This is a genomic window from Mesorhizobium sp. M2E.F.Ca.ET.209.01.1.1 (assembly GCF_004010375.2).
Classification (GTDB): domain Bacteria; phylum Pseudomonadota; class Alphaproteobacteria; order Rhizobiales; family Rhizobiaceae; genus Mesorhizobium.
The window spans coordinates 1-330 of the sequence record NZ_SADP02000705.1 but is presented as its reverse complement, the minus strand read 5'-3'; the positions used below and the strand labels follow the sequence as shown (position 1 = coordinate 330).

Genomic DNA, 330 nt, shown 5'->3' with positions numbered 1-330 from the left:
CTGCGGGCGGCGGACTCCAGCAGTTGCTCGAAGGTCCTGTCGCTGATGGTGATGGTTCCCGGAAAACGCATGTGGGAGGAGGGGGGATCGATGTTGCCTTCGGGTACATAGGAGATAACTGGCGCTACTAGCGCATTGCCCAGTTTCTCCGCAATCTTGGCGGCCAGGAATTTCACCCGCACATTGTGCTTGCCCAGCGCCATTGCCGGGCCGCTCTGCTCGGTGCCGCCGATCGGGATGATGATCGTGGTCGTTCCGGCCGCAATGACGTCGCGTAGTTCGGTCCAGGTGAGGTCCTCGAGGAAAACAGATGCCTCGGCCGGACTCGCA

General features: G+C 61.5%; 1 protein-coding gene. It reads right to left on the bottom strand.

Features of this window, described 5'->3' with window-relative positions; all coding sequences use genetic code 11:
- Positions 1-330 (bottom strand): creatininase family protein (locus tag EN852_RS37530; RefSeq protein ID WP_189546539.1); only part of this gene is annotated, 330 nt, incomplete at both ends.